This is a genomic window from Alcanivorax sp. (assembly GCF_040119285.1).
Classification (GTDB): domain Bacteria; phylum Pseudomonadota; class Gammaproteobacteria; order Pseudomonadales; family Alcanivoracaceae; genus Alcanivorax.
The window spans coordinates 403,789-430,467 of the sequence record NZ_JBEDTY010000032.1; the positions used below are offsets into that span (position 1 = coordinate 403,789).

Sequence of the window (26,679 nt, forward strand, 5' to 3'; positions counted from 1 at the left end):
GTCAGGTATTTCCGCTGTTCTTGTCGTCGAGTTCTTGCTTGAGGGTTTGCTGGAGTTCTTGACATAACGTTGGGTCGGAAACCGGTTCACCATCAAGATCCGTAATGAAGAAAACGTCTTCGGCGCGTTCCCCCAAAGTGGCAATGCGGGCATTTTGTACCAGGATTTCAAAGCGCATGAAAATGCGCCCGATATGGGCTAGCAGCCCAGGCCGGTCCAGAGTCTGGATATCCACGGCAGTACGATCATTGATGATGTCGTTGCTGATCACTACTTGGGTGGGTACATCAAAGTGTTTATTGCGCCGGGGCATGCGGCGGCTAACGGTGGTGCCATAACGATCCGGGTATTTCAATGTCTCGGTGAGCGTTTTGCGGATCTGTTCTATGCGCGCCCAGTCCTCGCCAATGGGAGTGCCGTGTTCATCCAGCACGATATAGGTATCCAGGCTGAAGCCATCCACGCTGGTTATAATGCGTGCGTCCATAATGGTTAGGCCCAGGCTGTCCAGGGCGTTCACTGTGGCGCTGAACAGGTTGCGGGTGTCGGGAGTATAAATGAAGATCTGTGATCCCCCGGCCAGTACGCTTTGGCTGGATTCACGGATTAAAACCAACGGGTCTTTAGGATCTTCCCTGTCCAGCAGGGCTTCGGTATGCCAGGCAATATCTCGTGGGGTTTCACGCAGGAAATATTCGTCACCGATGTTGGCCCATAACGCTTCGATCTCGGGGCCATCATGGTCTCGGTCAGTGAGGAGACGAAGGGCGGCGTCGCGGGTTTCGTCGATCCAGTCCTGTTTTTCTACCGGGTTATTCAGGCCGCGGCGCAGGGCGCGCTTGGTCTCGGTATATAGCTGGCGCAGCAGCGAGGCGCGCCAGGAGTTCCACAGGCTGGGGTTGGTGGCGTTAATGTCCGCTACGGTAAGCACATAGAGGTAATCCAGGTGCACCAGGTCGCCCACCTTTCGGGCGAAATCGTAGACCACGTCGGGATCCGATATATCTTTGCGCTGGGCGGTCACACTCATGGTCAGGTGGTTACGCACCAGCCATGCTACCAGCTTGCCGTCCCACGCGGTGAGACCGTGGCGCTGGCAGAAGGCGATGGCGTCAACCGCCCCGAGTTCGGAATGGTCGCCACCGCGCCCTTTAGCAATATCATGGTAGAGGCCAGAGGCGTACAACAGCTCTGGTTTGGGCAAGCGATAGAACACTTCACTTGCCAGGGGGAATTCTTCGCGCAGATCTTCGTAGCGCAACCGGCGCATGTTTTTGATCACCAGTAGGGTGTGCGCATCCACGGTATAAATATGGAAAAGATCGTACTGCATCATGCCGATGATGCCGCCAAATTCCGGCAGGTACTTGCCCAGGATGCCATAGCGCTTCATGCGCCGCAGTTGTGAGAACAGGGCATGGGGGCTGCGCAGCAGTTGCATGAACAGGCTGGTGTTAGTCGGGTCGTTGCGGAAGGCATCGTTGATTTGGCGGCGGTGGTAGATCAGCGCACGCACAGTGGAGGCACGAATACCCTTCAGATCCGGGTTTTGGGCCATGAGAACGAAAGCCTCCAGCAGGGCGCTGGGGTGTTGTTCGAGAACATCGGGGCTGCTAATTTCCAGATAGTCGTTGCGTACCTGAAAACGACGATTGAGCGGGCGAACCTGCTCTTGGGTGTTGCTGCTTAAAATGACTTCGTCAAAAAGCTGCAGCAACATTTCGTTGAGAACCGATAAGGCTAAGGCGACCCGGTAGAAGCCTTTCATGAAATGTTCCACCGCCAGGTTGGCACTGGAATCCTTGTGGCCGAGCCGATCAGCAAGTTGACGCTGGTGATCGAACAATAAGCGGTTTTCGTTGCGCTCGGTTTGTACATGCAGTTGCCAACGTACCTCCCAGAGGTAGTCTAGGCACTTGCGCAGTACCCCGTATTCTTCCGGGGTGAGGAAACCGTCACTGACAAGGGCTTCAAGGCTGTCGGCGTTGAAATGCCGCTTGGCGACCCAAGCGATCATTTGTACGTCACGTAGACCGCCGGGGGCGTTCTTCAGATCCGGCTCTAGGTTGTATTCGGTATCGTTGAATCGTTTATGGCGGGTGGTTTGTTCCTGCCATTTTGCAGCGAAAAAGGCAGCGGAATCCCACATGTGTTCGGGGCCGGTACGATCCTCAAGCTGGCCGCGCAGAGTGTCGTTGCCTGCCAGGGTTCGAGCTTCCATGATGTTGGTGGCTACCGTGATATCATCCCGTGCCAAATCCACGCATTCATCCAGGGTCCGCACAGCGTGGCCGATTTCAAGCCCCATATCCCACAGGAAGGCCACGAACCGCTCAAGGTTGTTACAAAGAGCTTGCTCTGGGGTGTCAGCGAGCAGCACCAACAAGTCCACATCGGAGCAGGGGTGCAGTTCTCTGCGTCCATAGCCCCCCACCGCTACTAGCGCCACGTCGTTACGATCAGCAAGCCCAAACAGTGACCAGGCCGCGATCATTACCTGATCGACCAGCGCTGCCCTGGCATGCACCAAGTCGGTAATGTTGGTGTGTTCAAACGCCTGGTTTAGCCGCTCCTGGCCCTGCGCTAGGTACTGGCGGGCATATTGACCGGGTTGGGCATTTTCCTGCAGGGCATCAAGCAGGGCTTCCTGGGAGAGTGCGGGTAGCAGTGACACTTAATAGAGATCCGTTTCTTCGCTGCGAGCGGTGAGCACTTCATAGCCATCAGCGGTGACCGCGATGGTGTGCTCCCATTGCGCGGACAGCTTGCGGTCCTTGGTGACCACGGTCCAGGCGTCGGGCAGCAGTTTATTGGCGGCTTTGCCGGCGTTAATCATGGGTTCGATGGTGAACACCATGCCTTCTTGCAATTCAAGACCCGTGCCAGGCTTGCCGTAGTGAACCACCTGGGGTTCTTCATGGAAACCTTCACCAATACCGTGGCCACAGTACTCACGTACCACAGAGAAGCGTTCCCCTTCAGCCATTTTTTGGATCCGGTGGCCGATGTCGCCCAACTGCACGCCCGGCTTGACCATGCGAATGCCCGCCATCATGCATTCACGGGTGGTTTTCACCAGTCGGCGCGCAAGGACGGAGGGCTCACCCACATAAAACATCTTGGAGGTGTCGCCATGCCAGCCATCTTTAATGACAGTGACATCAATATTCACTATATCACCGGTTTTCAGGGCCTTGCGATCACTGGGAATGCCGTGGCAGACCACGTGATTTACGGAGGTGCACACGGACTTGGGGAATGGCATGCGCCCGGGTGCGCCGCCGTAGCCTAGGCAGGCAGGGATAGCCTGCTGCTTGTTGACGATATGGTCGTGACAGAGGCGATCCAGTTCCTCGGTGGTGACCCCCGGTTTGACGTGTTCGCCGATCATTTCCAGGACTTCAGCGGCCAGCTTGCCCGCTTCGCGCATTTTGCTGATTTGTTCGGGGGTTTTTATGACGACATTCATGAGAATTTGGAAAACTCCTGCTGTTTCAGTGAGTTGGGCGGGGCTTGGGCAAGACGATTTAGGCCGGACAGGCACCTTTGCGTTGCCTGTGAGGGGCGGCTGTGGTATAAAGCGCGCGCTTTCCCGCTCTGCGTCGGCCAACAGGCGACAGTGTCGCATTGTAACCGCCGATGAGTGGGGAAGGAAATCACACATGCCCCGTCACATAGCCCTGGGTGCCTTCTGGTCTGTAAGTTAGGCCGATTTGGTTGGGTTTATGCGGGGGCGTGGAGGCCTAACCCAAAGTGGAGTACTAACAATGTCTAGCGTAACTATGCGCGATATGCTGAAAGCGGGCGTGCACTTCGGTCACCAAACCCGTTACTGGAACCCGAAGATGAATTCTTACATCTTCGGCGCCCGCAACAAGATTCACATCATTAACCTGGAGCAGACCCTGCCGTTGTTCAACGACGCCATGGCGTTCCTGAACAAGCTGGCTGCCAGCAACAACAAGATCCTGTTTGTTGGTACCAAGCGTGCAGCGCAGAAAGCGGTGAGCGAAGAAGCTCAGCGCTGCGGTATGCCCTATGTGGATCACCGTTGGTTGGGTGGCATGCTCACCAACTGGAAAACCATTCGTCAGTCCATCAAGCGTTATCGTGAGCTGGAAGCCCAGTTCCAGGACGGCACTTTTGACAAACTGACCAAGAAAGAAGCCCTGATGCGTAAGCGCGAGATGGATAAGCTCGAGCGTTCCATCGGTGGTATCAAGGATATGGGCGGCCTGCCTGACGCACTGTTCGTGATCGACGTTGATCATGAAGACATCGCGTTACAGGAAGCTCGCAAGCTGGGTATCCCGGTTGTTGCAGTGGTTGATACCAACTCCAACCCGGACGGCGTTGATTACGTCATTCCCGGTAACGACGACGCAATCCGTGCCATTCAGCTGTATGTGAAAGCCGCAGCTGACGTGATTCTGGAAGGTAAGCAGTATGCCCAGAATCAAACCGGCGGCGAGAGCGAGTTCGTCGAGGTAGCAGATGAAGCCGCAGGCGAAAAAGCCGAAGGTTAATCTATGGTAGGCGGGCCTCGGGCTCGTCCACTTTACCGAAACATACCCAATTTAAGAGGATAATCATGGCTGCTGTAACTGCTGCAATGGTTAAAGAGCTTCGCGAGCGTACCGGTCTTGGCATGATGGAGTGCAAGAAGGCGCTGGTAGAGGCTGATGGCGACATCGAAAAAGCCATCGATGATATGCGTAAATCCGGCCAGGCCAAAGCGGCCAAGAAAGCCGGTCGTACTGCCGCTGAAGGCGGTGTTGTTGTTGCTACTAACGACGCGAATACCGTGGCCGTAATGGTAGAAATCAACTCTGAAACCGATTTCGTTGCCCGCGACGACAACTTCCTGGGTTTCTGCGACAAGGTGGCTGTTGCTGCTTTGAATGCTGCTGAAACCGACGCGGCCAAGATTGGTGAGCTGAAGCTGGAAGACGGTTCTACTGTTGAAGAAGCGCGTCAGGCGCTGGTTCAGAAAATCGGCGAGAACATCCAGATCCGCCGCGCTGCCAAGCTGGAAGCGGAAGGCGCTATTGGCGCCTACGTTCACGGCGGCCGTATTGGCGTTTTGGTCGCCCTGAAAGGGGGTGATCCTGAGCTGGGCAAAGACGTGGCCATGCATGTGGCTGCCATTAACCCGATGGTTGTTAGTGGCGATCAGGTCCCTGCTGAAGTGCTGGAAAAAGAGAAAGAAATCATCCGTGCTCAGCCCGATATGGAAGGCAAGCCCGCTGAGATCGTTGAGAAAATGCTCGGCGGGCGTATCAACAAGTTCCTGAAGGAAGTGAGCTTGTTGGACCAGCCGTTCGTAAAAGACCCGAATACCACCGTTGGTGCGCTGGTTAAGGCAGCCGGTGCCGAGATCGTCGCGTTTGAGCGTCTGGTTGTCGGTGAAGGTATCGAAAAAGAAGAAGTCGATTTCGCTGCTGAAGTAGAAGCTGCGGCCAAAGGCTAAGGTTGGCTAGCGGGACTCGATGTGAAAAGGCGCCTTGCTGGTTTGATCAGCAGGGCGTTTTTTTCGCCTGTTAAACGGTGAAAACAGAAAAGCGCTTGCAACCATCGTGCGGGGCGGTACTGTGCTATGCAGCTCAGGCTTGTGCGTTCGAATGCAGCGGAAGGCCGGCTTAGACCGGTGAAAATGTTGACGATGGCAGTTTGTTCATTGGTGGCGGTTTCATATGAGTGGTGGAGAGAAAGAGATGCCGACGAATAAGGAGCGCTCACCGCGCTATAACCGTATTTTGCTCAAGTTGAGCGGCGAAGCCCTGGCGGGGGACGAGGGCTTTGGCATCGATCCGAAGGTGTTGGATGCGATTTCTCTGGAAATCGGTCAGTTGGTCGGTATTGGTGTTCAGGTGGGCCTTGTCGTTGGCGGTGGCAACCTGTTCCGGGGCGCGGCCCTGCAGAGCGCCGGCCTAGACCGGGTGGCAGGTGACCATATGGGCATGTTGGCCACAGTTATGAATGGTCTGGCTCTACGTGACGCCTTGGAGCGGTCCAATATTCGCACACGTTTAATGTCGGCGATCCCCATGAGTGGGGTGGTTGAGCACTACGATCATCGTAATGCCAACCGTCATTTGAAAAATGGTGAGGTGGTTATCTTCTGTGCGGGTACCGGTAATCCGTTTTTTACAACGGATTCTGCGGCCTGCCTGCGCGGCATTGAGATCAGCGCAGATGTGGTGCTTAAGGCTACCAAGGTCGATGGTGTTTATAATGACGACCCGGTGAAGAATCCGGATGCGGTTAAATATGACACGTTGACTTATGATGAAGTGTTGGAGAAAAAGCTGGGCGTGATGGATCTGACGGCCATTTGTCTGTGCCGAGATCACTCCATGCCGCTGCGTGTTTTTGATATGAACAAGAAGGGTGCGCTCCTCAACCTGATGCTGGGTGGTAAAGAAGGCACTCTGGTAGAAGCGGCGCAATAATAAGCGCTGCTGTTAGCCGCTAGATAGAAACGAGGAACAACGGTGATTGACGATATTCGCAGTGATGCGCAAAGTCGCATGAAAAAGAGTCTTGAAGCGCTGGATACGGCCATGAAGCGGGTGCGTACCGGCCGGGCACACCCTAGCCTGCTGGACAATATTACGATTGATTATTACGGAGCTGAAACGCCGCTGAATCAGATGGGCAATATCTCGGTGGAAGAGGGCAGAACGCTGACGGTTTCGCCGTTCGACAAGTCTCTAATTCCGCAGATTGAGCGTGCTATTCTGATGTCTGATCTGGGCCTTAATCCGTCCACCTCTGGCACCTTGATCCGCCTGCCGCTGCCACCGCTGACAGAGGAAACCCGCCGGGACTTGGTCAAGGTTGTGCGGGCTGAAGCCGAGCAGGCGCGGGTGTCCATCCGTAATATTCGCCGCGATGCCAATAGCGACTTGAAAGAGCTGCTCAAGGAAAAAGAAATTTCCGAAGATGAGCAGCGCCGCGGAGAAGAGCAGATTCAGCAGCTCACCGACAAGATGGTGGCGGACGTGGATGCTGTTCTGAAAGAAAAAGAAGAGGAATTGATGACCGTTTGATCGCTTCTGGCGGACGGTGATCGAAAAGACATCCCGGGCTGCATGTCAGCCCGTTTTTATTCTTGGCGGATGCAGTATGGCCGACAATCAGCCTCAATCCAGTGCCCCCGATATTGATTCCCTCCAGGGTGTGGTTCCTCGTCATGTGGCCATCATCATGGATGGGAATAACCGTTGGGCGCGTAAGCAGGGCGTCCCGGGTGAAGAGGGGCATCGTGCTGGAGAATCCACGGTTCAGGCGATTATTCGCCAGGCAGCACATCGTGGACTTGAAGTGTTGACGCTGTTTGCATTTAGCTCGGAAAACTGGCGCCGACCCCAGGCGGAAGTGGATCATCTGATGACCTTGTTTCTCAAGGCGCTGGGTGGCCGGGTTGAAGAGTTGCATGGTCATGGTGTGCGCATTCGCTTTATTGGCGATCGCACTGCATTTGGGCAAGGCCTTCAGGAGGGCATGGCGGAAGCCGAAGCCCTGACCGGGGATAACGCCCGAATGACGGTGGTTATTGCAGTGAATTACGGTGGCCAGTGGGATATAGCCCATGCAGCACGCCAATTGGCTGCAAAAGTGGCTAAGGGTGAGCTGCAGGCGGACGAGATTAATGCAGAGGTTATGGCGCCATACCTTTCCATGGCGGACCTGCCGCCCCCGGATTTGCTCATTCGTACCGGTGGAGACCAAAGAATAAGCAACTTTTTATTATGGCAACTGGCCTACAGTGAGCTGTGTTTTTCGCCGCTGCTGTGGCCTGATTTTGATGCTGATGCCTTTGATGCAGCGTTACAGGATTATGCTGGCCGCCAGCGACGCTTTGGTCGTTCCGGCGAAGAAGTGGCCAGCCTGAACGGAGAACAATAATGCTAAAACTGCGCGTGATTACCGCGCTGGTGCTGTTGCCGATTGTGCTGGGCGCCGTGTTTGGGCTGGATCGCCTGTCGTTCGCCTTGGTCGCCGGAGTGTTCTTCGTTCTGGCCGGCTGGGAATGGGCCGCGATGATGGACAAGGTCAGCATGGCTGTACGTCTTGCTTGGGTAGCGGTATTGGCCCTGGTGATGGTGGCGGCGGAGTCTTTCCAGCCGGCCTGGTTGCTCAATGCGATCCCGGTATGGTGGTTACTGGCGTTAGTGCTGGTGGTGGGGTATCCCAGTAATGCCAAAATCTGGTATCGGCCGGTACTAATGGCCATGGTAGGGTTATTGCTGCTGGTGCCTTCATGGGCCGCCATTGTGCAACTGCAAAGTAACGGAGCCCTTGGGCTGGCGGGGCCTTGGGCCTTGATGTTCATTCTCCTGTGGGTGTGGGCAGCAGATACCGGCGCCTACTTCGCCGGTCGTGCCTTTGGTAGGCACAAGCTGGCCTCGCGGGTGAGCCCAGGCAAGACCATTGAGGGTCTGCTGGGCGGTGTGGCCTTGTCCCTGGCTGTGGTTGCGGGCGTCTATGCCGCAGGGCTGCTGGATGCGCAATTGTGGCCCTTGATGCTGGTTGCCTTGTTAACGGTGCTGGCCTCAGCCTTGGGTGATCTGTTTGAAAGCATGGTGAAGCGTGAGCGCGGTTTTAAGGACAGCGGCACCATTCTACCGGGTCATGGGGGCATGCTGGATCGAATTGATAGCGTCACTGCTGCCATGCCTATTGCGTTAGCCGGGTTCAACTGGTTTGCCCTGCCAGGGGGCAGTTTGTGACACCTTCTGAGAACCCCTCTCGCTCCGCTGGTGCTACCGGCAGGCAACGCCTGACGTTGCTGGGCGCAACAGGCAGCATCGGCCAGCAAACCTTGGACGTGGTGGTGCGCCACCCGGAGCGCTACGAGGTCTTTGCGGTCACCGCCGGCACCCAGTGGCAGGCCATGGCAAGGCTCTGTGAAACCGTGCGTCCGCGCTATGCCGCCATGGCCAACCCTGCCGCAGCAGCCTCTCTTAGGAACCATCTTCGCGAGCTTGGGTCACAGGTAGAGGTTCTGGAAGGGCCGGATTCTTTGGTGGCACTGGCTGCCCATCCGGATGCCGATACCGTAGTGGCGGGTATTGTGGGGGCCGCAGGGGTGCGCCCCACGTTGGCTGCAGTAGAAGCCGGAAAACGAGTGCTGCTGGCCAACAAGGAAGCGCTGGTTGTTACCGGTTCTTTATTTATGGATGCGGTGAAGCGTCACGGTGCCACCTTGCTACCACTGGATTCCGAGCACAACGCCATTTTCCAGTGCCTGCCAACAGAAGGGGTGAATGCCGGTGTGGAACGCTTGTTGCTAACCGCCTCCGGTGGCCCGTTTCGGCAATTCACCGCTGAACAACTCAAGGCAGTGACCCCTGAACAGGCAGTAAAGCACCCGAATTGGGATATGGGCCCCAAGATTTCCGTGGATTCTGCCACCCTGATGAACAAGGGGCTGGAATTTATCGAGGCTTGTTGGTTGTTTGATGTGCCGCCCGCCATGGTGGATGTGGTGGTACACCCGCAGAGTGTGATTCATTCCATGGTCGCTTACCGTGATGGCTCGGTGCTGGCTCAGATGGGCATGCCAGATATGCGTACGCCGATCGCCTGTGGCCTATCTTGGCCGGAACGGGTGGAGTCGGGTGCTAAACGGTTGGACTTTTCAGTCTTGGCCGGTCTGAATTTCGAATTGCCGGATCTGCAACGGTTTCCTTGTCTGGGCTTGGCGCGGGATGCCATGGCCGCTGGTGGAACGGCGACAGCGGTGTTAAATGCGGCCAATGAAGAGGCTGTGGCCGCTTTTCTGGATGGTCAGCTCGATTTTATGGGCATTGCGGATGTGGTAGCGCGAACGCTTGATAAACAGGATGCGCCAGCCTGCCGTGATGTGGATGCGGTTATGGAGATTGACCGCCAAGCGCGACAGCTTGCCTGTCACTGGATTAAGGAGCGTGGATGCTGACGTTATTGGCATTCGTCGTCACCATCGTGATCATTGTGGCCTTCCATGAGTGGGGCCACTTTCTTGCCATGCGCGCGTTTGGCGTTCGTGTGCTGACCTTTTCTGTGGGGTTTGGTCCGAAAATCCTGCGTTTCACCGATAAAAAGGGCACCGAATGGGTGATCAGCGCGATTCCTCTTGGTGGCTATGTAAAGCCGCTGGATGTGCGCGAAAATGAAACCGCAGAAGGGGCGCCCGGCGAATTTTCCAGCAAACCCGCCTGGCAGCGGGTGATTACCTACGCTGCTGGGCCGGTGTTCAATTTTATTCTTGCCCTGTTCATTTACTGGATGTTGATGTTTGGCTACGGCCAGCGCGGGCTGGAAGCTGTTGTCGGCCCGGTCACCCCGGGTTCCGTGGCCGAGCAGGCGGGTTTTTTGCCCGGTGATCGCATCGTGTCGGTGGGCGACACCGAACTTGAAGGCTGGCGTGCGTTTTATAATGAATTGATTCTGCATCTGGGTGAGCCGGATACCTTGTCGATCACTGTGCAGCAAGTGGGTGGCGGTTCCGCGGTCCGTGAGCTGGATACTTCGCCATGGTCTGCGGATCTGGATAAGCCGCCGCTGGAGGCCTTGGGGCTGAATCAGGCGGTGGTGATCGGCGATATTCAGGCCGACAGCCCGGCGCAGCAGGCCGGGCTGAGAGGGGGCGATCAGGTGCTGAGGTTGAGCGGTAAGCCCGTTTTCAGCTGGAACCAGTGGCAGGAAAGTATCATGGCGGCACCAGGGGAGCCTCTGACGGTAGAGCTGTTAAGAGGAACCCGTAAGGAAACGCTTCAGATTGTCCCGGCCACGCTGACCGAAAATGGTGAGACCTTTGGCCGCATTGGTGTCGGCCTGGGCGGTGTTTATCAGCAAGAGTTCGGTGTGTTCGGTGCCGTCGGGGCTGCCGGTGGGCGTTTTGTCGAGCAGGTCCAGGTGGTGGGCGCCAGCTTGGTAAAGCTGGTTACCGGTAAACTCTCTCTGGATAATTTGGGTGGGCCGATTACCATCGCCCAAGTGGCCGGTGAAAGTGCCTCTATGGGCCTAGCCAGTTTCCTGGCATTGCTGGCTTACCTCAGTATTACGCTAGGGGTAATTAACCTTCTTCCTGTACCAATGCTTGATGGCGGCTGGATTTTCTTTGGAATCATTGAAATGATTCGCGGTCGCAGTTTACCGGAGCGGTTCTTGATGGCCGCACAAGGTGTTGGGCTGACGCTCGTGGTCAGCTTCATGTTATTGGCCATTTACAACGACTTGGTGAAGCAGTTTTCATGAGATTTGGGGACATTCTGAGCAGCCCCCTGAAGGGCCTGCTAGTGGTTTTTTGCCTGGTGGCAGCGCCACTGCTAAATGCGGACACAAAACTACCGTTCAAGGTCCATGATATCCGAGTGGAGGGGCTCCAGCGCCTGCCTGTGGAACGGGTCTATACTGCGCTACCGATCCAGGCGGGGGACACGGTTAACCGCGAGCAGGTGGTTGGTGCGGTGCAGCGTCTGTTTGCCACCGGGAATTTCGAAGATGTGCAGCTGGGTCGTGATGGTGATGATCTGGTGGTGATCGTTGCTGAGCGTCCGAGTATTGCGCGTATCGAACTATCCGGTAACAAGTCTATTGATGAAGAAAATCTGCGCAAGGGGCTGACTGAAGCCGGCTTGGCGGAGGGTGAGGTGTTTCAGCGCTCTACCCTGGAGGCCATTGCCGGCGAGCTGGAACGCCAGTATGTGAGTCAGGGCCGTTATGGCGCGGATATAAAGACCGAGTTTGTGGCGCTACCCCGTAACCGCGTAGCCCTGAAAATTGAAATTTACGAGGGCAAAGCTGCCCGCATTCGCAATATTAATATCGTGGGCAACCAGTTGTTCGATGATGAGGCATTGCTGGAGAACTTCGAGCTGCATTCCACGGGATTCTGGTCTTTTATCAAGGGTGATGACAAGTATTCCCGCGAAAAACTGGGCGGTGATTTAGAGCGCCTGCGCTCCTATTATCTAGACCGTGGCTACATCAACTTTTCCATTGAATCGACTCAGGTGTCGGTAACCCCGGACCGTCGTAGTGTTTTCATTACCGTGAACGTTGCGGAAGGCGAGCAATACACCGTCAATGAGGTGAAACTGGCCGGTGATCTGGTGGTGAAGGAAGATCAGTTGAAGCCGCTATTGATCGTCAAGAAGGGGCAGGTGTTCAGTCAGCAACTGGTGACCTATACCAACGACTTGATCAAACGTCGCCTGGGTAATGAAGGCTACACGTTTGCGGAGGTGAACGGCCGCGACCACAATGCCAATGACGAAAACCACACGGTAGATGTGACGTTCTATGTGGATCCGGGCCGTAAAGTCTATGTCCGTCGTATTAACTTCAGTGGTAACGCCAAGACGGATGATGAAGTGTTACGCCGTGAGTTGCGTCAGTTCGAGCAGGCACCGGCGAACACCTCTCTGGTGGACTTGTCCCGCCAGCGCTTGCAGCGTCTGGGTTACTTCAGCGTAGTCGAAGCCGACACCTTGCGGGTGCCTAATTCTGATGACTTGGTCGATGTGAATTACAACGTGGAAGAACAACCTTCCGGTTCCATTGGCGCCAATGTGGGTTTCTCCGACGCTTCCGGTTTTATCTTCGGTGCCAACGTGACCCAGAATAACTGGCGCGGCAGCGGTAACCGGGTGTCGTTTGCGATGAGCCGTTCCGATATCCGCGACTCGTACAGCTTCTCTCATTACAATCCGTACTACACCTTGGATGGGGTAAGCCGAGGCTTCAGCTTGTTCTACTCAAAAATTGATTTTGATGAAACCTCGGTAGCTTCCTATGCGGCAGATCGCCTGGGGGGGTCAGTGAGTTTTGGTTATCCGATATCGGAGTATTCGCGCTTGAGCTTTGGCGCTACCTACGAGAAAACAGACATTACTACGGGTGAATTTTTGGCCGTGGATATTGCCAGCTTCCTGATCGAAGAGGGCACCACGTTCAACGAATACAAGGCCAATGCGTCCTTGCAAACCAGCACCTTAAACCGCGGCATTCTTCCGGACCGCGGCTGGTCCAGTACCCTTGGCTTGGAAGTAGCGGTTCCAGGCTCCGATTACGGCTTCTACAAGCTCAACTGGACCGGGCAGAAATATTTCCCCATCACTCAGCGCTGGACTCTGCGCACCCGTACCGACGTAGCCTACGGTGATGGCTATGGCGACGACACGGTGCTGCCATTCTTCGAAAACTATTATTCCGGCGGCATTGGTTCGGTACGGGGCTATGAGTCCCGCTCATTGGGTCCGCGCTCTGAGGGGTTGAGTTACGTTAGGAATAACACCACGGATCCGAGTCCGGATCCGATTGGTGGCAATTTTCTCACCGAAGCCAGTATGGAGCTGATTTTCCCGACCCCCTTTGCGGCGGAATCGCGAAGCGTGAGAACGTTCCTGTTCGTGGATGCGGGGAACGTGTTTGAAACCGAGCGCGATGATGTTTTCGCGGACTTTGAGTTACAGGATATGCGTACCTCTGCCGGTATTGGACTGACTTGGCTCACGGCCATCGGGCCGCTTAGTTTCAACCTCGCCAAGGCACTGAACGACCAATCCGGCGATGACACGGAAGTATTCCAATTTTCTCTGGGACAGACTTTTTAGGAGTTTAACAACGATGAAAAAAACACTGCTAGCACTGACACTTCTTTTGCCTTCATTGGTTATGGGTGACGCCAGCATTGGGGTGCTTGATCCTATTGCGGCACTGCAATTATCGAATAATGTGAAAGCGAAAATGTCCTCACTGGAAAGTGAGCTGTCTGCCGATGAGCAAAAGCTCAAGTCGTTGCAGAAGGATGTACAGAAATTGCAACAGAAGCTGCAAAAAGAAGCCATGACCATGTCTGCAGATCAGCAGGATACGCTGCAGACCCAAGGGCAGCAGAAAATGATTGAAATTCAGAGCCTGCAGCGCAAGCTGCAAAAGCGTGCTAACGAAGCGCAGCGCGACATCCTGGAAGAAATGCAGCCAAAGCTGAAAACTGCCTTGGCAGCCGTGGCCAAGCGTGAAAAGCTGGATGTGGTCCTCAATGCCCAGGCGGTGATGTACACCAAGCCTGACCTGGACATTACCGAGGCCGTGGGCAAACAACTGAACAGCATGAAATAATGCTGACTCTCGGTGAACTAGCAAACAAGCTGGATGCAGAGCTGGTTGGTGAGGCCAGCCATGTATTGGACGGGCTGGGAACAATCCAATCCGCTGGGCCGAACCAGCTGACGTTCCTTGCCAACCCTCGTTATCGCACGTTCCTGGAGCAGACCAGCGCGGGCGCAGTGCTGATTCCAGAGTCCCAGCGGGAGTTTTGCCCGGTGGCAGCATTGATCGTTAAAGATCCATACTTGTCTTTTGCTAAAGCCAGTGTTTTTTTTGAAGTGGCACCGCAGGTGCAGCCGGGTGTGCATCCTGCTGCGGTAGTGGATGCGACGGCACAGATTGACGCCTCTGCGTCCATTGGCCCGAATGCGGTGGTGGAAGCGGGTGTGATCGTGGGAGAGGGCGCCGTGATCATGGCCAACAGCGTGGTGGGTGCCGGCTCTCATATCGGTGATCAGTGCCGAATTTGGCCAAATGTTACAATTTATCATGGTGTGACACTGGGTCCGCGCACTATCATACACGCCAATTGCGTAATCGGTGGCGATGGTTTCGGTTTTGCCTTTAATGGCGCCGGTTGGACCAAGCTTCATCAAGTCGGTGGCGTCACCATCGGTGCCGACGTGGAAATTGGCGCTGGCACGACAGTGGATCGTGGTGCCATCGAAGACACCATCATTGGTAACGGTGTGATTCTGGATAACCAGATCCAAGTCGCCCATAACGTTGTCATTGGTGATCATACCGCTATAGCCGGGAAAGTTGGTATCGCGGGTTCAGCCAAAATTGGTTCTTTCTGCCTAATCGGGGGAGCCGCCGGTATTGCTGGTCATATTGAGGTGTGTGACAAGGTGCAGATCTTGGCCATGTCACTGGTCTCCAGCTCCATCAAAGAGCCGGGTACCTACGGTTCCGCGTTGCCTGTGGATAGTCAGTCCCGTTATCGCAGGAACGTGGCACGCTTTCGGAATCTGGATGATCTGGCACGCCGTGTACGTAAGCTCGAACGTTTAAGCGATTAATTTCCGCGATCTGCGGTACTTGCCTGTGTGGAACACATGATGATGGATATCCAAGAGGTCAGGGAATACCTGCCCCATCGTTACCCCTTTTTGTTGATTGATCGGGTGTTGAATTTGGAGCCCGGAAAGCGGATCGAAGCGTTGAAAAACGTGACGATCAATGAGCCGTTCTTTAATGGCCATTTTCCCGAAGAGCCGATCATGCCTGGCGTGTTGATTATCGAAGCCATGGCGCAGGCTGCAGGGATTCTGGGTTTTGTGACGGAAAATAAAAAGCCGTCCGACGGCTATATCTATTTGCTTGTGGGTACCGACAAGGCACGTTTCAAGCGCCGGGTCGTGCCTGGAGATGCGCTGCATCTGTTTGCCGAGTACGTGGTGATAAAGCGAAATATTCTAAAATTCACCTGTGAGGCGCAGGTAGACGGAAAAACCGTGGCCAGTGCAGAAATGCTCGTGGCTGAGCAGAAAGTCTGATCCTGCCGTACGCCAGTGTACCGAGCTGGCGTATACTGCTTGCCTTCCTCATCAAAATAAAAGTGACTAGTCCATGATTCATCCAACCGCCCTTATTGATCCGGCTGCGGAGCTTGCAAAGGATGTGCATGTGGGTCCGTATTCCGTGATTGGTCCCGATGTGAAAATTGGAGCGGGCACGGTGGTGGCCTCCCATGTGGTTATCAAGGGGCCTACCACCATTGGCCGCAATAATCATATTTTCCAGTTCTCGTCCGTGGGAGAGGACTGCCAAGACAAGAAATATAACGGTGAGCCGACTCGCCTGGAAATCGGCGACGACAACGTTATTCGCGAATCGGTGACCATCCACCGCGGTACTATTCAGGACAATTCGCTGACCCGAATCGGTAGTCGCAATCTGCTAATGGCCTATGTGCACGTGGCTCATGACTGCATTATTGGCGATGACTGTATTTTTGCTAACAACGCTTCTGTAGCGGGCCATGGTCATGTAGGCAATGGTGTAATTCTGGGCGGTATGACCGGGGTGCACCAGTTCTGCAAAATTGGCTCTTATGCTATGACGTCTGGTTGCTCACTCGTAGTCAAAGATATCCCTGCTTACGTGATGGTGTCTGGCAACCCTGCCAGTGTTCGCAGCATGAACTTTGAGGGTATGCGCCGCCGTGGCTGGTCCAAGGATGTGGTTAGCAGCCTGCGCAGGGCCTACAAGGTGGTCTACCGGCAGGGGTTGACCCTGGAGCAGGCGCTTGCCGAGTTAGAGTCCATGGAGTCGTCGGACGCGCTACAGATTTTCATCGACTCCCTGAAAGCCTCCGAGCGCGGCATAACTCGCTGATATGAGGCAGTGCAGGGATGCTCCGCTTGTCGCGCTGATTGCCGGGGAAGCCTCCGGGGATATTCTCGGGGCGGGCCTGATGCAGGCCCTTGAGGCCCGCTACCCTGGTGCTCGCTTTATTGGCGTGGGCGGCGAGGAGATGGCACAGGCTGGCTTGACCAGCCTGTTTCCCATGGAAAAGCTGTCGGTGATGGGGATCACCGAGGTGTTGTCTCACCTTCCTGAATTACTGCGCCTGCGCAAATCTCTGGTCCGCTTTCTGCTCGAGCATCAGCCGGACGTGGTGATTGGCATTGATTCCCCGGATTTCACCCTGCCAATTGCGCGTCGTCTCCATGATCAAGGTTTGAAAACCGTTCACTACGTGAGCCCGTCCGTGTGGGCTTGGCGCCAAGGCCGTATCAAAGGTATCAAGAAAAGCATTGATCTGATGCTGACGCTACTGCCGTTCGAAGCGCGCTTCTATGAAGAACATGAGGTGCCGGTGGCTTTTGTCGGCCACCCATTGGCCGACCGCATCCCATTGGAAACGGATGTGACCGGGGCTCGCAAGACGCTGGGGCTGGATCCTAAGGCCTGTTTCCTGGCAGTACTCCCGGGAAGTCGGGGGGGGGAAGTGGGGCAACTGATGCCCGCTTTCCTGGATGCCATGGTAGTGCTAAACCAGCAAGATCCCACGCTGCAGTATGTGATTCCGGCTGCCAACGCGGCCCGCCGTGAACAAATACAGACGTTGCTGAATACGCAGCCTGATTTGCCCGTGTCGCTGATCGATGGACAGAGCCGGACGGTGATGGCGGCGGCAGATGTGGTGTTAATGGCCTCCGGTACAGCTACGCTGGAAGGCTTGTTGTTGAGCAAGCCCATGGTGGTAGGCTACCGGGTCGGGGCAGTGACTTACGCTATTGTCAGTCGCCTGATAAAGAGTGAATTTGTTTCCTTGCCTAATTTGTTATGTCGGCAGGAAATGGTCCCTGAACTCATTCAGGACGGGCTCACTACGGAATCCATTGTCGTTGCCGTGCGCCGCTGGTTTGATCAGCCAGAGCAGGCTCAGGCATTGAAAGCGCAGTTCCAGGATGTGCATCAACAACTTCGTGGTGGCGCCAGCGAGAAAGCGGCTGCTGCCGTTGCTCAATTGCTGGAGGCCTGATGGCACAAGCACAAGCGGGTGACCCTTTTGCAGAGTATGCCCTGGCAGATCCGTTCATTCCTTGCGCATTTCTTTGGCAGCCCGGCATGCGGGTGGCGGGCGTAGACGAAGTGGGGCGTGGCCCTTTGGTGGGTGCGGTGGTGACCGCTGCGGTTGTACTGGATCCGCAGTATCCGATAGCTGGCCTGGCAGACTCCAAGAAAATAAGTGAAAAGAAGCGCCTGGCGCTGGAATATGAGATCAAGACTCATGCGCTTGGCTGGTCTTTGGGGCGGGCAGAGCCGGATGAAATTGACCAACTGAATATTCTGCATGCCACCATGCTGGCTATGCAGCGGGCCGTTGCCGCGTTGCCGCTGGACGTCCAGGCGGTGCTTATCGATGGCAACCGGGTGCCATCGCTCCCTTGCCTGGCGCAAGCGGTAGTGAAAGGTGACGGACGGGTGCCGGCTATATCGGCCGCTTCCATTCTTGCCAAAGTCGCGCGCGATCGTGAAATGCATGATCTCCATCTGCGATACCCTCAATATGGCTTCGACCGCCACAAAGGCTATCCCACAGCGGTGCATAGGGCGGCTCTGGAACAACATGGCGCCCTGGCCGAGCATCGTCGCTCCTTTGGCCCGGTGGCAGCAGCAATTGCACAAGGGAATTTGTTTTGAGCGAACCTTCGTTTGTCCATCTTCGTCTGCATACCGACTATTCCCTCGTTGATGGGGTGGTGCGGGTCAAGGAACTGATCAAGACTTGTGTGAACGAGCAGATTCCGGCGGTGGCGGTCACCGACGATTCGAATCTGTTTGCGATGATCAAGTTCTACCAAAATGCCATGAACGCGGGGGTCAAGCCGCTACTGGGCGCGGATCTGTGGGTGCAAGGCACACACATAGACGGGCCAGCCTACCTGTCTTTTTTAGTGCTCAATGAAGTGGGTTATCAGAATCTGACCCTACTGATTAGTCGTGCTTGGCAGACCAATCAGGATCGCGGGCGCGCTTTAGTGAAACCCGAGTGGCTGGCAGAGCTGAATGAAGGCCTGATCGTGCTTTCAGCAGCGAGCCAAGGTGAGGTCGGGCAGTTATTGCTAGCGGGCAAACACGAACAGGCGCAACAGTACGCTCGTTGGCTTGTGTCCGCCTATGGTGATCGTTTTTACTTGGAGGTGCAGCGAACCTCGCGGCCAGGTGATGAGGACTGTTTACATGCCAGCGTTACTTTGGCCGAACAATTGGGCCTGCCAGTTGTGGCCACCAACGATGTCCGTTTCCTTCGGCGGGAAGACTTTGAAGCTCACGAGTCCCGGGTCTGCATCCATGACGGTAATACTTTGGACGACCCGCGTCGCCCGAAGAAATATTCAGAAGAGCAGTACCTGAAATCCGCCGATGAAATGATGGCGCTGTTTTCAGACTTGCCCGAAGCGCTTGAGAACACGGTTGAAATTGCCCGCCGTTGTACCCTGGATATTCGCTTGGGAGAAAACTTCCTGCCGGATTTTCCCATTCCGGACGGCATGACCATCGAGCAATATTTTGAAAAAGTTTCCAGCGATGGTTTGGAAGAACGACTCAAAACGCTACTGGATGTGAACGACCCCGAGTATGCGGTAAAACGAAAAGACTATGATGACCGGCTCCGCTTCGAGCTGGATATCATCAACCAGATGGGTTTTCCGGGTTACTTCCTGATCGTTGCCGACTTTATTCAGTGGGGCAAAGACAACGAAGTACCGGTGGGGCCGGGGCGTGGTTCCGGGGCTGGCTCGCTGGTGGCGTATGCCATGAAGATCACCGACCTGGATCCGATTGGTTACGATCTGCTGTTCGAGCGGTTCCTTAACCCGGAACGGGTATCCATGCCTGACTTTGACGTTGATTTCTGCATGGAAAAACGTGACCGCGTAATCAACTACGTGGCGGATAAGTACGGCCGTGATGCGGTGAGTCAGATCATCACCTTCGGTACCATGGCCGCCAAGGCGGTAGTGCGTGATGTGGCGCGGGTGCAAGGCAAGCCCTATGGGCTTGCGGATCGACTTTCCAAGATGATTCCCGGAGTGCCGGGAATGACCCTGAGCAAGGCGTTGGAGCAGGAAGAAACCCTGCGCGAATTTTTGGAAAGCGATGAAAATTCCGATAAGGATGCCGCCAACGAAATCATGGAAATGGCCTTCAAGCTGGAAGGTTTGACCCGTAACGTGGGCAAGCACGCCGGGGGCGTTGTGATCGCCCCGGGCAAGCTCACTGACTTTGCGCCGCTGTACTGTGAAGAAGACGGCACCAACCTGGTGACCCAGTACGACAAGGACGACGTGGAATCCGCCGGCTTGGTGAAGTTTGACTTTCTCGGCTTGAAAACCCTGACCATCATCGACTGGGCGGTAAAAGCCGCCAACGTTAAACGTGGCCGCGAAGGGCTGGATGATCTGGTTATTGACCATATCCCGCTAGATGACAGCCCCAGTTTTGACCTGCTGAAACGGGGCGATACCACCGCGGTATTCCAGCTGGAAAGTCAGGGCATGAAGGAGCTGATTAAAAAGCTCAAGCCCGATGTGTTTGAAGATATCATCGCTTTGGTGGCTCTGTATCGTCCGGGGCCGCTGGAGTCCGGCATGGTGGACAACTTCGTTAACCGTAAGCACGGTCGCGAGCCAGTCGCCTACCCTGACCCGCAGTACCAGCACGAGTGGCTTGAGCCTATCCTGAAACCTTCCTACGGGGTCATTCTGTATCAGGAACAGGTGATGCAGATCGCCCAGGAGCTAGCCGGCTACACGCTGGGTGGCGCGGACATGTTGCGCCGGGCCATGGGTAAGAAGAAGCCCGAAGAGATGGAAAAGCAGCGGGCGATTTTTGAAGAAGGAGCAAAGGGGAAGGGGGTAGATGCGGGCCTGGCCATGAAGATCTTTGATCTGGTGGAGAAATTCGCTGGCTATGGTTTCAACAAATCTCACTCTGCAGCCTACGCACTCGTCGCGTATCAAACCGCTTGGCTCAAAGCTCACTACCCGGCGGAGTTTATGGCGGCCACCATTTCTGCGGATATGCAGAACACCGACAAGGTGGTGACCTTCATTGATGAATGCAAAACCATGGGGTTGCAGGTGCTGCCACCGGATGTGAATTCCTGTGGTTATCGCTTTACCGTGAACCCGGAAGGCGACATCGTTTATGGTCTGGGCGCCATCAAGGGGTTGGGTGAAGGGCCCATTGAGGCTATCGTGACGGCCCGGGCTGACGGTGGTGAGTTCAAGGATCTGTTTGATTTCTGTCGCCGTATTGACCTGAAAAAAATCAATCGCCGCTCTCTGGAGGCCATGGTGCGCGCTGGTGTGCTGGATAAGCTGGGTCTAAACAGCAGCTTCCATGATAGGGCGCAATTGCTGGCCACCTTGCCGGATGCGATTGCGGCCGCGGACCAGGATGCCCGCAACGAAGCGGCGGGCATTATGGATATGTTTGGGGCGGTGGATGACAGCCCGGCCACAGCAGTGGAATGGAAGCCGGCCCGCTCCTGGAATGACGAAGTCCGCCTCAACGGTGAGCGCGATACCCTTGGTTTGTTTTTGACTGGGCACCCCATTGATCAGTATGAAAAAGAAGTGCGGCAGTTCGTCACGGCCCGGATTAACGCCCTGCAGCCCACTGGCAAGGGCGAAGCCGCCACCGTGGCCGGGTTAGTCGTGGCACTGCGTATCACCCGCAGTAAACGCAGCGGTGAGCGCATGGCATTTATCACCCTGGATGACAAAACCGGGCGGGTGGAAGTGTCTGTATTCGGTAAGACCTTCGCTGAGTACGGCGAGTTGGTGCAGAAAGATGCCTTGTTAATCTTCAAGGGCGGGGTGCGCAACGATGAGTACACAGGCGGTTTCAATTTGATCGCTGATGAAATTATGGATATGCGTCAGGCTCGGGAAGCGTTCGCCCGTCGCCTGCGCGTTGCCGTTCCGGTAATAGAAGGCTTGCCCGAGCAGCTTCAGCAGATGTTGTCGCCGTATCAGGGGGGCAATACCCCAGTATTGCTGGATCTGGATCACAGCATCGCCGCCGCGAGCTTTTGGCTGGGCGACGAATGGAAAATCAGCCCCCACGAGTCGCTTGTGGAAGAGTTGCGAATCCGTTTTGGCGAAGACGCGGTGCGGATGGAGTATTAAGGCAACAAAAAATACGGGCCAGAACGAGTGTGACTGGCTGAGGCGCGTTTCGGCGCTCTTCAACCAGGCTGTTAGGCGTGTCACAGGCCCATGGTTTGTCTTGTTGCACTCCCGTGTTGCAGCGTGGGACGTACTCCGCCTCTTTATTGAAACAGTTTGCAACCTAGCCATGTCGGCCATGTCTCGACCTTGTCATCGGGTTGCGGCTACACTTGTTGCACTCTTTATATGGGCAGGTTGCGTTTCGGGCTCCGGCGTGACGTTGCTGCCGTAATAACGCCATGAAGAGGCCATTCTGGCCCGGGCGCATGCTGATAACACCTTGAACAGGCACAGAATATGAATCCCAATTTCCTCGAATTTGAACAACCGATTGCCGACCTGGAAGCGAAAATCGAGGAACTGCGTTTGGTGGGCAGTGGCAGTGATATAAACATTTCCGAGGAAGTGGCCAAGTTGCAGGAAAAGAGCATCACGCTTACCGAGAGCATTTTCCGAGGGCTAAGCTCCTGGCAAATTTCCCAACTTTCCCGTCATCCTAAACGCCCCTATATGTTGGATTACATCAAGCGGATCTTTACCGACTTTGATGAATTGCATGGTGACCGTGCCTTTTCTGATGATCCTGCGATTATTGGGGGCATGACCCGATTGAACGGGCAGCCAGTGATGGTGATTGGCCATCAAAAAGGCCGCGAAGTGAAAGAAAAGGTTCGTCGCAATTTCGGCATGCCGAAACCGGAAGGTTACCGTAAGGCGCTGCGATTGATGGAAATGGCTGAACGGTTCAAGTTGCCGGTGCTGACGTTCATTGATACGCCTGGGGCGTTTCCGGGGATTGATGCAGAAGAGCGCGGTCAGTCCGAAGCCATTGCCCGTAATTTGCGTGTAATGTCCCAGCTCAAAACCCCCATTATCGCCACTGTTATTGGTGAAGGGGGGTCCGGTGGGGCGCTGGCGATTGGTGTGTGTGACCATTTACAGATGCTGGAATTTTCTACCTACTCGGTTATTTCACCGGAAGGGTGCGCCTCCATTCTTTGGCGCAGTGCGGATAAAGCCCCTGAAGCTGCGCAAGCCATGGGCCTAACTGCCGGGCGATTACATGAGCTCGGCATCGTTGACCAAGTGATCAAGGAGCCCCTGGGAGGCGCTCACCGGGATTATGACCAAGCTGCCGATGCGATTCGCAAGGCATTGGCAACACAATTGGAATCGCTTGGTTCCATGGAGACTGACGCCCTCATTAACCGCCGTTACGAACGTTTGATGAGTTACGGCAACGTGGTTAGCGACCCCGTCGACGAATAGTCATGTCTGATGCTGCTAGGTTCAGCCAGCGCTTGGCTGAACAGGCCCCAGACGGGCCACTGTTGCTTGCCTTAAGCGGTGGCCTCGATTCCTCTCTATTACTCCACCTGCTTGTCCAAGCAGGTTTAGCCCCGCGCCTTTGCGCTGTCCATATCGATCATCAACTGCAGGCGGATAGTCGCGCTTGGTCGCGTTTCTGTGGGGCCTTGGCGGATAAGTATGGTATTGCGCTGACGATTGAACCCGTCACCGTGAGCATGGCTGAAGGGCTGGAAGCGGGTGCTCGGGACGCCCGCTACCAAGTGCTATTGCCACTGGCTCGAGCCAAAGGCGCGACGCTGGTGCTGGCACACCATCGCAATGATCAAGCGGAAACGGTGTTGTTCCGGTTGCTACGGGGAGCGGGGGTACAGGGGCTGTCAGCCATGGGTCAGCACAGCCAGCAACAGGGTGTAACGCTCTGGCGACCGTTACTTGGCCTGGGTCGGCATGTTCTTGAAAAATGGGGGGCAGAATTATCGCTTAATTGGTTGGAAGACCCCAGTAACCAGGACCAAAGCCTGCGACGTAATTATCTTCGCCATACTATCCTTCCGGCACTGCGCGAGCGTTGGCCCGGTGCTGACGCCACGCTTGCCCGGGCCGCAGAGCACATGGCTGAGGCCAATCAATTGCTGACAGAAGTCGCGGTCCAGGATGCCGCAAGCATAGGCGTATCCGGGGCTGTTCTGCCGCTGCCGCGCCTGGCGGAGTTATCCTTGGCGCGCCAACGTAATGTACTGCGGTGGTGGCTGCAGAAAAACCGGGCCTCCGCCCCCAGCGCTGCCGTTCTTGAACAGATTCGAGTGTTGCATCTGGCAGCAGAGGATAGCCAAGCCCGAGTCGAGTGGGGCGGATATGCGGTTCGCGTGTATCAGGGAGCTCTACACTTTGCTCGTCGTGAAGCCTTCCAGCCCTGGCAAGGTGACATACTCTGGCCTGAAGGCGAGGCACCGCCGGACTTGCCCCGTTGGCGTTGGACACAGCACGCTGTGGAAGGCGCAGTATGGGTGCTGCGACCTGCCGGGGATATTCAACTCCGCTCATTCACCGGTGCCCTGACTCTGCGGCGCAATGGCTTGCGCCAGAAAATCAAAGAGCTCTGGCGTGCGGCAGGCGTGCCGCCTTGGCAACGCCGGCAGTGGCCGCTACTTTGCCGAGATGGCGAGGTGGTGAGTGTGCCGCTGGTGGGGCTGGCCGATGGCGAAGCGCTCGAGCGCGCTGAGCGCTGGTATTTATTACCGGCTGGTTCTGAGTCTGACTAATAATCCTGTCGGCTTGCCTGTGTGGCACCGGCTCATTGTCCGTTCTGTCTCACAGGGAAATACGACAGGTAGCCTCGTTTCCTGCTGGCGGTTCAGACAAACTTATTCGCTATTCGGCTCAGGGTTCTATTGCAAAAAACGCCTCTCAGCATAAAGGAAGCACCATGCTGACCCTTCAGCAACACTTGCAGCAGACATTCAAGCTTCAGGGTTTTCGCCCCGGCCAGGAGCGGGTCATTAATGCCTTGCTGGCCGGGCGATCCGCGCTAGCAGTCTTTCCCACCGGTGGTGGCAAGAGCCTGTGCTACCAATTACCTGCGTTGATGCTGGACGGAGTCACGTTGGTGGTGTCTCCACTGATTGCATTGATGAAAGACCAGATCGACCAACTGCACCGCTTAGGTATTGCGGCGGCGCGGTTGGATTCCAGCGTGGATGCCGAGCAGCTGCAGTCCATCTATCGAGGCTTGGAAGACGGCAGTATAAAGTTGCTTTACGTGGCACCGGAACGCCTGGCCAATGAGCGCTTTCTAGCCCGGCTGAAACGGCTATCAATCAGCATGATGGCCGTGGATGAAGCCCATTGTGTGTCTGAATGGGGGCATAACTTTCGCCCGGATTATTTGAAGTTGGCGCAGTTGGCGAAAGAGCTGGAGGTTGGGCGGGTGCTGGCGTTAACGGCTACCGCTACGCCTCAAGTGGCGCAGCAGATCTGTGACAGCTTTGCCATTGCCCCTGCCGACCATGTGCAAACCGGGTTTTTCCGTCCCAATTTGGCGTTGAGTGTCCGCCCCTACAATGTGGAAGAGCGAGGTCGGGCACTGCTGGAAGCGTTACAGGCTCGTCCCTCGGAGCCGGCGATTGTCTATGTCACTCTGCAGAAAACGGCAACGCAGGTGGCGGCTTTGCTGAGCGAGCAGGGGTTGAATGCACAGGCTTACCATGCGGGATTGAAAGGTGAGGAGCGGCATCGCGTTCAGGAAGCGTTCATGTCGGGGCAGGTAAATATCGTGGTGGCCACCATTGCTTTCGGGATGGGTATCGACAAGGCGGATATTCGGGGTATCTATCATTACAACCTGCCCAAGTCCCTGGAAAACTATATGCAGGAAATTGGCCGGGCAGGGCGAGACGGCGAGCCTTCACAATGTCTGCTGCTGGCCAGTTCGGACGACCTGACCGTGCTGGAAAATTTCAGTTACGGCGATACCCCAGACAGTGAAGCACTAGCCGGGCTCATTGGCTGGCTGGTGAATCAACCGGCGCAGTTCGACCTTTCGGTGCACGAATTGTCCGGGCAGTTCGATGTCCGCCCTCTGGTTATTAACACTCTGCTGACCTATCTGGAGCTGGACGGGATTATTCGTTCGACAGCGCCGTTCTACACGGAGTACAAGCTGGCATTTCAGATATCTCAAGCTGAGGTGTTGGCTCAGTTCGACCATGAGCGAGCGGATTTCTTGCGGCAGGTCTTTGCTGCAGGCAAAGAGGGGCGCATCTGGCTCACTCTGAAACCGATTGCCGTGGCGGACCAATTGCAGGTCGATCGGGTGCGAATTCTCAAGGCGATTGGCTATCTGGAGAAGCAGGGCATGGTTGTAGTGCGTGTGGCCGGGGTGCGCCAGGGCTACCGGATGGTCAATCGCCCAGCCGATCCGCAGGCGTTGACGGCACAGATCGCAGAGCAGTTTCGTGTTCGTGAGCAGCGCGATATCCAGCGGCTGCAGCAAGTATGTAATTGGGCGCAAAGCAGCGATTGTTACCAGCGTGGCTTAGTGGGTTATTTCGGTGAGCAGTTGCCTCAACCCTGCGGCCAGTGCAGCGCCTGTAAAGGCGAACATCATCGGCTACCTGAACGTCATCGGCCTGCTCCCGATCCAGCAGTCATCCTGGCGGTTATAGCGCAAAGGCACGCGGCTCTGGCGACCCCTCGCCAACTGGCCCGTTTTCTCTGTGGCATTAGTAGCCCCCGCGCCAGTCGGGCTCGACTGGCGCGGCACCCGTCGTTCGGATCACAGATGGAGGTGCCCTTCGCCGAGGTATTGGCCGCGTGTCGGGCGGTGCTGGAGCCGTAATGGGGGGCAGGGGGCAGCCTTTGACTTTACCGTGGGAGCGGTGCAGTGATCGTTGCTGTAACGCAATGCCGGCGTCAGGCGGGTGCCATTCACTATTTCCGCTCCCAAGAGCGATTCCGATTGAGCAGGGGGGCGGCTTCTGGTAACATTTTCTCCCGTCCTGATGTAGCGCAAGCTCCTGAATTTTCAGGTGTTCAATCGTCTCTTGCGTCGCCGGCCAACCCGATTCATGAA

General features: G+C 55.8%; 21 protein-coding genes. 19 read left to right on the forward strand and 2 right to left on the reverse strand.

Going from position 1 to position 26,679, the window contains the following annotated elements:
* Position 1 precedes the first annotated feature (1 nt).
* Both ABNH10_RS11270 and map read right to left on the reverse strand, forming a co-directional pair.
* Complete coding sequence (locus tag ABNH10_RS11270) at positions 2 to 2,674, reverse strand: [protein-PII] uridylyltransferase (protein ID WP_349386019.1); 2,673 nt, start codon at positions 2,672 to 2,674, stop codon at positions 2 to 4.
* A complete protein-coding gene (gene map, locus ABNH10_RS11275) occupies positions 2,675 to 3,469 on the reverse strand; it encodes a type I methionyl aminopeptidase (RefSeq protein WP_349386020.1) in 795 nt (264 codons plus the stop codon).
* A 298-nt stretch (positions 3,470 to 3,767) separates the two neighbouring features.
* Here map and rpsB point away from each other — a divergent pair, with 298 nt between their 5' ends.
* The 19 genes from rpsB (at position 3,768) to ABNH10_RS11370 (ending at position 26,445) form a co-directional block, all read left to right on the forward strand.
* Positions 3,768 to 4,526 carry a 30S ribosomal protein S2 gene (gene rpsB / locus ABNH10_RS11280; RefSeq protein WP_349386021.1) on the forward strand — a complete coding sequence of 253 codons (759 nt, stop codon included), beginning with the start codon at positions 3,768 to 3,770 and terminating at the stop codon, positions 4,524 to 4,526.
* Between the two features lie 65 nt (positions 4,527 to 4,591).
* Positions 4,592 to 5,470 (forward strand): translation elongation factor Ts, encoded by an 879-nt coding sequence (gene tsf, locus ABNH10_RS11285; protein WP_349386022.1) that lies wholly within the window; start codon positions 4,592 to 4,594, stop codon positions 5,468 to 5,470.
* 244 nt (positions 5,471 to 5,714) lie between these two features.
* On the forward strand, positions 5,715 to 6,452 hold the full coding sequence (pyrH, locus tag ABNH10_RS11290; protein ID WP_349386023.1) for a UMP kinase: 738 nt from the start codon (positions 5,715 to 5,717) through the stop codon (positions 6,450 to 6,452).
* Between the two features lie 42 nt (positions 6,453 to 6,494).
* On the forward strand, positions 6,495 to 7,052 hold the full coding sequence (gene frr, locus ABNH10_RS11295; protein WP_349386024.1) for a ribosome recycling factor: 558 nt from the start codon (positions 6,495 to 6,497) through the stop codon (positions 7,050 to 7,052).
* 76 nt (positions 7,053 to 7,128) lie between these two features.
* The gene (gene uppS, locus ABNH10_RS11300; protein WP_349386025.1) at positions 7,129 to 7,911 is read left to right on the forward strand and encodes a polyprenyl diphosphate synthase; all 783 of its coding nucleotides are present in this window, start codon (positions 7,129 to 7,131) and stop codon (positions 7,909 to 7,911) included.
* Positions 7,911 to 8,735 carry a phosphatidate cytidylyltransferase gene (locus ABNH10_RS11305; protein WP_349386026.1) on the forward strand — a complete coding sequence of 275 codons (825 nt, stop codon included), beginning with the start codon at positions 7,911 to 7,913 and terminating at the stop codon, positions 8,733 to 8,735. Before uppS ends, ABNH10_RS11305 begins: the two co-directional genes overlap by 1 nt.
* Positions 8,732 to 9,946, forward strand: coding sequence for a 1-deoxy-D-xylulose-5-phosphate reductoisomerase (gene ispC / locus ABNH10_RS11310; RefSeq protein ID WP_349386027.1), 1,215 nt, complete (start codon positions 8,732 to 8,734; stop codon positions 9,944 to 9,946). Before ABNH10_RS11305 ends, ispC begins: the two co-directional genes overlap by 4 nt.
* Entirely contained in the window at positions 9,940 to 11,247 is a 1,308-nt protein-coding gene (gene rseP / locus ABNH10_RS11315; protein ID WP_349386028.1) for an RIP metalloprotease RseP, read from the forward strand. The genes ispC and rseP overlap by 7 nt, the downstream gene beginning before the upstream one ends.
* Positions 11,244 to 13,607, forward strand: coding sequence for an outer membrane protein assembly factor BamA (gene bamA, locus ABNH10_RS11320; protein ID WP_349386029.1), 2,364 nt, complete (start codon positions 11,244 to 11,246; stop codon positions 13,605 to 13,607). Before rseP ends, bamA begins: the two co-directional genes overlap by 4 nt.
* Before the next feature lie 13 nt (positions 13,608 to 13,620).
* Positions 13,621 to 14,115 (forward strand): OmpH/Skp family outer membrane protein, encoded by a 495-nt coding sequence (locus ABNH10_RS11325; RefSeq protein ID WP_349386030.1) that lies wholly within the window; start codon positions 13,621 to 13,623, stop codon positions 14,113 to 14,115.
* Positions 14,115 to 15,125, forward strand: a complete 1,011-nt coding sequence (gene lpxD, locus ABNH10_RS11330) for a UDP-3-O-(3-hydroxymyristoyl)glucosamine N-acyltransferase (protein ID WP_349386031.1) — start codon at positions 14,115 to 14,117, stop codon at positions 15,123 to 15,125. Before ABNH10_RS11325 ends, lpxD begins: the two co-directional genes overlap by 1 nt.
* Positions 15,126 to 15,161: 36 nt before the next feature.
* Positions 15,162 to 15,602, forward strand: a complete 441-nt coding sequence (fabZ, locus tag ABNH10_RS11335; RefSeq protein WP_502877129.1) for a 3-hydroxyacyl-ACP dehydratase FabZ — start codon at positions 15,162 to 15,164, stop codon at positions 15,600 to 15,602.
* A 73-nt stretch (positions 15,603 to 15,675) separates the two neighbouring features.
* On the forward strand, positions 15,676 to 16,443 hold the full coding sequence (gene lpxA / locus ABNH10_RS11340; protein WP_349386033.1) for an acyl-ACP--UDP-N-acetylglucosamine O-acyltransferase: 768 nt from the start codon (positions 15,676 to 15,678) through the stop codon (positions 16,441 to 16,443).
* Between the two features lies 1 nt (position 16,444).
* Positions 16,445 to 17,596: a lipid-A-disaccharide synthase gene (lpxB, locus tag ABNH10_RS11345; RefSeq protein ID WP_349386034.1), complete on the forward strand. Its 1,152-nt coding sequence runs from the start codon at positions 16,445 to 16,447 to the stop codon at positions 17,594 to 17,596.
* The gene (gene rnhB, locus ABNH10_RS11350; protein WP_349386035.1) at positions 17,596 to 18,258 is read left to right on the forward strand and encodes a ribonuclease HII; all 663 of its coding nucleotides are present in this window, start codon (positions 17,596 to 17,598) and stop codon (positions 18,256 to 18,258) included. Before lpxB ends, rnhB begins: the two co-directional genes overlap by 1 nt.
* On the forward strand, positions 18,255 to 21,755 hold the full coding sequence (gene dnaE, locus ABNH10_RS11355; RefSeq protein ID WP_349386036.1) for a DNA polymerase III subunit alpha: 3,501 nt from the start codon (positions 18,255 to 18,257) through the stop codon (positions 21,753 to 21,755). The genes rnhB and dnaE overlap by 4 nt, the downstream gene beginning before the upstream one ends.
* A gap of 339 nt (positions 21,756 to 22,094) precedes the next feature.
* A complete protein-coding gene (locus ABNH10_RS11360) occupies positions 22,095 to 23,066 on the forward strand; it encodes an acetyl-CoA carboxylase carboxyltransferase subunit alpha (RefSeq protein ID WP_349386037.1) in 972 nt (323 codons plus the stop codon).
* A gap of 2 nt (positions 23,067 to 23,068) precedes the next feature.
* A complete protein-coding gene (tilS, locus tag ABNH10_RS11365) occupies positions 23,069 to 24,370 on the forward strand; it encodes a tRNA lysidine(34) synthetase TilS (protein ID WP_349386038.1) in 1,302 nt (433 codons plus the stop codon).
* Positions 24,371 to 24,534: 164 nt separating this feature from the next.
* The gene (locus ABNH10_RS11370) at positions 24,535 to 26,445 is read left to right on the forward strand and encodes a RecQ family ATP-dependent DNA helicase (RefSeq protein ID WP_349386039.1); all 1,911 of its coding nucleotides are present in this window, start codon (positions 24,535 to 24,537) and stop codon (positions 26,443 to 26,445) included.
* Positions 26,446 to 26,679: the final 234 nt, after the last annotated feature.

Bases quoted from the DNA above. Each gene is read 5' to 3' on its own strand.
- map (WP_349386020.1), bottom strand. From the start codon at position 3,469: ATGAATGTCGTCATAAAAACCCCCGAACAAATCAGCAAAATGCGCGAA.
- rpsB (WP_349386021.1), top strand. From the start codon at position 3,768: ATGTCTAGCGTAACTATGCGCGATATGCTGAAAGCGGGCGTGCACTTC.
- tsf (WP_349386022.1), top strand. From the start codon at position 4,592: ATGGCTGCTGTAACTGCTGCAATGGTTAAAGAGCTTCGCGAGCGTACC.
- pyrH (WP_349386023.1), top strand. From the start codon at position 5,715: ATGCCGACGAATAAGGAGCGCTCACCGCGCTATAACCGTATTTTGCTC.
- uppS (WP_349386025.1), top strand. From the start codon at position 7,129: ATGGCCGACAATCAGCCTCAATCCAGTGCCCCCGATATTGATTCCCTC.
- ABNH10_RS11305 (WP_349386026.1), top strand. From the start codon at position 7,911: ATGCTAAAACTGCGCGTGATTACCGCGCTGGTGCTGTTGCCGATTGTG.
- rseP (WP_349386028.1), top strand. From the start codon at position 9,940: ATGCTGACGTTATTGGCATTCGTCGTCACCATCGTGATCATTGTGGCC.
- bamA (WP_349386029.1), top strand. From the start codon at position 11,244: ATGAGATTTGGGGACATTCTGAGCAGCCCCCTGAAGGGCCTGCTAGTG.
- ABNH10_RS11325 (WP_349386030.1), top strand. From the start codon at position 13,621: ATGAAAAAAACACTGCTAGCACTGACACTTCTTTTGCCTTCATTGGTT.
- lpxD (WP_349386031.1), top strand. From the start codon at position 14,115: ATGCTGACTCTCGGTGAACTAGCAAACAAGCTGGATGCAGAGCTGGTT.
- fabZ (WP_502877129.1), top strand. From the start codon at position 15,162: ATGATGATGGATATCCAAGAGGTCAGGGAATACCTGCCCCATCGTTAC.
- lpxA (WP_349386033.1), top strand. From the start codon at position 15,676: ATGATTCATCCAACCGCCCTTATTGATCCGGCTGCGGAGCTTGCAAAG.
- lpxB (WP_349386034.1), top strand. From the start codon at position 16,445: ATGAGGCAGTGCAGGGATGCTCCGCTTGTCGCGCTGATTGCCGGGGAA.
- rnhB (WP_349386035.1), top strand. From the start codon at position 17,596: ATGGCACAAGCACAAGCGGGTGACCCTTTTGCAGAGTATGCCCTGGCA.
- ABNH10_RS11360 (WP_349386037.1), top strand. From the start codon at position 22,095: ATGAATCCCAATTTCCTCGAATTTGAACAACCGATTGCCGACCTGGAA.
- tilS (WP_349386038.1), top strand. From the start codon at position 23,069: ATGTCTGATGCTGCTAGGTTCAGCCAGCGCTTGGCTGAACAGGCCCCA.
- ABNH10_RS11370 (WP_349386039.1), top strand. From the start codon at position 24,535: ATGCTGACCCTTCAGCAACACTTGCAGCAGACATTCAAGCTTCAGGGT.